The organism is Tautonia marina, from assembly GCF_009177065.1.
In the GTDB taxonomy this organism is placed as follows: Bacteria; Planctomycetota; Planctomycetia; order Isosphaerales; family Isosphaeraceae; genus Tautonia; species Tautonia marina.
Genome location: NZ_WEZF01000052.1, coordinates 1 through 3,977, shown reverse-complemented (window position 1 = coordinate 3,977; position 3,977 = coordinate 1). Strand labels below are relative to the sequence as shown.

Here is a 3,977-nt window from a genome sequence, read left to right as displayed (position 1 = left end):
ACTCCTCGGGACATCGAAGCAACGCCGAGCGGTGCAGACGCTGGACCGCCGCTTCCGCCTCGACCCGGCGGACTTCCTCCAATCGCTTGAGGATTCCCTGATGAGAAGCGGGTTCGTCCTCTACGTTTGTATTCGCAAGGCCGTCCAGGCCCGAGGTCAGGCCACGCTCACCGACGGCCCTTCGGAGACAATGATCGGTAGAACGCGAACGACCCAAGCCCTCGACTGGGGATTCGGCCGGTTCTCCGCGTGCTGTCGCCAGATGGGTCATCGCTCCCGGTTCGATGCACTCTCGTTCGGACTGGGCCCTCTGGATAGCTTGAGCGACTGGGCCAACCGAAGGAGCGAGAAGAACCCTTGAAACCACGGGTTTCCACGGGTAATATCGTGATGTATGGATTTGCTCGCGACGGGTAAATCCTATGTTGTCGCGATGGCCCCGGGGTGCTTGATATGCACTCGCGGGGCTTTTTTCTTTTGCTGATCGACAGAGCTCAATCCGTACTCGCTCGCGCGGCGAGGCAGCCCACCGGGTTGAACCCACTGGGTAGGTCCTGGCGCGGCGGATGCCGGGACTTCGTCACGGTGGAATCCTGAGTCGGAGGAAAGAGCCATGAAAAGGACATTGTTTCCGTGGGTCCCCGCCCGTTTCGCTCGCTGTCGCAAGGAAGGTCGCTGTTCGCACACATGGGGGCGGCCGGCTCACGAACCACATTGCCGACCCCTCGTGGAGGCACTTGAGTCGCGGCGGTTGCTGACACCGGTGACGATTACGGTCTGGAGGTTCGAACAGATCGACAATCCCGACGCCCCCTTCGTCCCGGCCGGAGACTATTACTGCAGGGTGAAGATAGACGACTACGGATTCCAGGAATCGGATATCATCGGGTTCAGCGGCGGACTCCTCGGCGATTACATTATCGAGCCCTACTGGACCTTCACCCGGGACGTCGATCCGGCGGCTGGCTCCGCGACGGTCGAGATCGAGATCTGGGATAGCGATCCGATCTCTGATGATCACATCGATATTAGCCCCGTCAGTGGGCAGCATGACCTGATCATCTCGGTCGACCTGGCGACGGGCGAATGGACCGGGCCGAACCCGACAAACCAGGGGTTCTCCACTGGCGACGGTGATGACGACCGCGGCCGCGTGTTCTTCGACGTCAGCGTGGTCTCCGAGGACGGGGATGCCGATGGCGACGGCCTCCTGGACGGCTGGGAACGACACGGGGTTGACTATAACGGCGACGGGGTCCGACTCGACCTGCCCGGGTACGGGGCCGACCCGTTCCACAAGGACCTGTTCGTGGAATTGGACTGGATGCCCGGCCAGGAGCCCACCTGGGAGGCCATCAATACAATGAAGACGATCTTCGCCCTGGCCCCCGTCGATGCCGGGGTCAACGCCTCCGCCCTGGTCGACCCGCGCGGCAATCGCGGCCTGGACGCCAAGCCGAACCCCGACGGGCGGCCGGGCATCAACCTCTGGATCGACACTGGCGGCCTGGTCGACTCCACCGGCCGGCTCGTGGGCGACGATCTGGGGGGTGGGAACGAGCTCCCGCTGCGCGACACGCTGGGCCTGGACAGCACGTTCTACTCCCTGAAACACACCAACTTCGACTACGGTGATCGGAACATGTTGTTCCGTTACGCTGTGCGGGGAGACCCCAAGTTCCTCCGGGGCGCGACGACCGGGGGGAATGGCCTGAGGACCCTGAATGACACGACCCAGTCCTGGATCCCCGACGAGTGGGCCGGTTACAGGGTGTCGATCAAGACCGGGGCGGGAACGGGTCAGGAGGCCCAGATCGTCGGGAACACGGCCACCCAGCTCGAACTCGATGCGGACTGGACCACCATCCCCGCCGTCAACGACCGCTACGTCCTCAGAGTGGGGAGCGGCGGGCAGGGTGAACTCGGGGGGAATGACTTTATCGTCTACAATTCCGACCCTGGCACCTTCGTCCACGAACTCGGCCACGGCCTGAACCTTGGGCACGGGGGACACGACGGGATCAACCATAAGCCGAATTATATCAGTCTGATGAGCTACACTCATCAGTTTGGCGTCCGTCACGTCAACGGCGGCAGCCTGATCGATTTCGCCCCCGCGCGGCTGTCTGAAGGGGGCGCGACGACCGGGGGGAACGTGTTTGTGACCCTCAACGACGCGTTCCGGGCCTGGACCCCCGACGAGTGGGCTGGGGGCTACGTCGAGGTCTCGGACCAGGTAGGAGGGAACCGCCAGGTGCGCCGGGTGCTCTCGAACACGCCGACCCAGCTCGTGATCGACGAGCCCTGGGGGCTCCTGCCGAACGGCCTGACCAGCTTCTCAACGGGGGCGAACACGGCGAACACGCTCAACGACGTCAGCCAGGCCTGGCGTATCGATCAGTGGGCCGGGTACAACGTCTCGATCCTCTCCGGCACAGGATCCCGTCAGACCCGTCGGGTCGTCTCCAACACGGCCACGCAGTTGGTCCTCGATTCCGACTGGTACACGACCCCGGACGCCACATCTCGGTATTCGTTCTCCTGGTTTTACACGGTCTACCCCGAATCCCCGACCCGGGCCGCCGCCCATCTGCCCGTGCTGGACGAGGGTAACCTCTCGGAGACGACAATCCTCGATCCGACGAACACGTCGTACCTCATGCGTTATCAGGACGCGCTGGGGAATTGGGCGTTCTGGCCGGTCGCGGGGATGGACAGCGACGGGGACGGCGTCCGGGAATGGGGCGCGGATTACGATGGCGACGGGGTCGTGGACGCTGCGGCGATCACCACGGGGATTAACATCAATGGCGATCCGGATGGATTGACCGCTCAGACGTTCTCGACCAACGACGACTGGCGTACGATCTCGCTCTCCTTCCGCACGTTCGGACAGCGGTTCGATGGACCCTTGAACCTGGAGCAGGACCTGCCTCCGACGCTCGAGGAGTATCGAGAGCAGGTCCTGCAGCAATACGAGGCCGACCTCGAGCTTGTGCTGTCCGACAGCCCGGACCCCGTCGACCAGGGTGAGACGCTCGTTTACACCATCGCCGTGCGGAACCCTGCGTCCCAGCCCGCCTTCGGGGTTACTGTGGCCGATACCTTGCCCGACGGGGCGGTGTTCGGCTCGGCCACCACGAGCCAGGGCGACGCCTCGAAAACGGCTGACCAGGTGACGTTCAACCTCGGGACGATCGCGGCCGGCGCGACGGCCACGATGCAGATCAGCCTGACGGCCCAGGGGGTGGGAGTCGTGAGCAATTCCGCCCGCCTCGACTTCATCGGGGTCGACCCCGATGAATCAAACAACCAGGCGACCGAGACGACGACCCTGCGGAATGCACCGCCGACGGCCTCTGTCGCTGGAGACACACTCGGGGTGCCAGGGATGTCGCGCTTCGTCACCGTCTCGGCGGTCGATCCGTCGCCGATCGATCAGGCGGCTGGATTCACCTACATGATCGACTGGGGAGACGGACAGTCCACGACAATCCGGCCGGGCGAACCGACTGAGCTGGGGCACGCCTACACGCTGCCGGGGACATACGAGATCTCGGTGACGGCCGCGGACCAGCACGGCGGGCTCAGCGACCCGGCCTCCCACACCATCCAGATCGACGTCGCCGCAGTCTTGCCCGATCCCGAGGACCCCACCCAGACGGCGTTGTTCATCGTCGGCTCGGCCACGGACGACACGATCCAGCTCGACCCCAGCGACGATCCCGAGGGGATTCGCGTGACATACAACGGCCGTGACCTGGGGATCTTCTCCCCCACGGGGAGGCTCCTCATTGAAACGAAGGAGGGCAACGATACCGTCACGGTCGACGAGTCGATCACGAGCGACGCCCGGATCCTCGGCGGCGACGGGGATGATACGCTCCGAGGGGGTAGAGGCGACGATACGCTGATCGGCGGCCTCGGCAACGACATCCTCGCCGGCGGTTTTGGTGATGACACCGTCAGCGGTGGGT

1 protein-coding gene and 1 pseudogene are annotated in these 3,977 nt (G+C 64.3%); both read left to right on the top strand.

What is annotated here, in order from left to right:
• Nucleotides 1-361: hypothetical protein (locus tag GA615_RS27695; protein WP_161602609.1), on the top strand; the 361-nt coding region annotated here is incomplete at its 5' end.
• 390 nt (nucleotides 362-751) lie between these two features.
• Nucleotides 752-3,977, top strand: a pseudogene (locus GA615_RS28545) (DUF11 domain-containing protein); the annotation flags it as partial.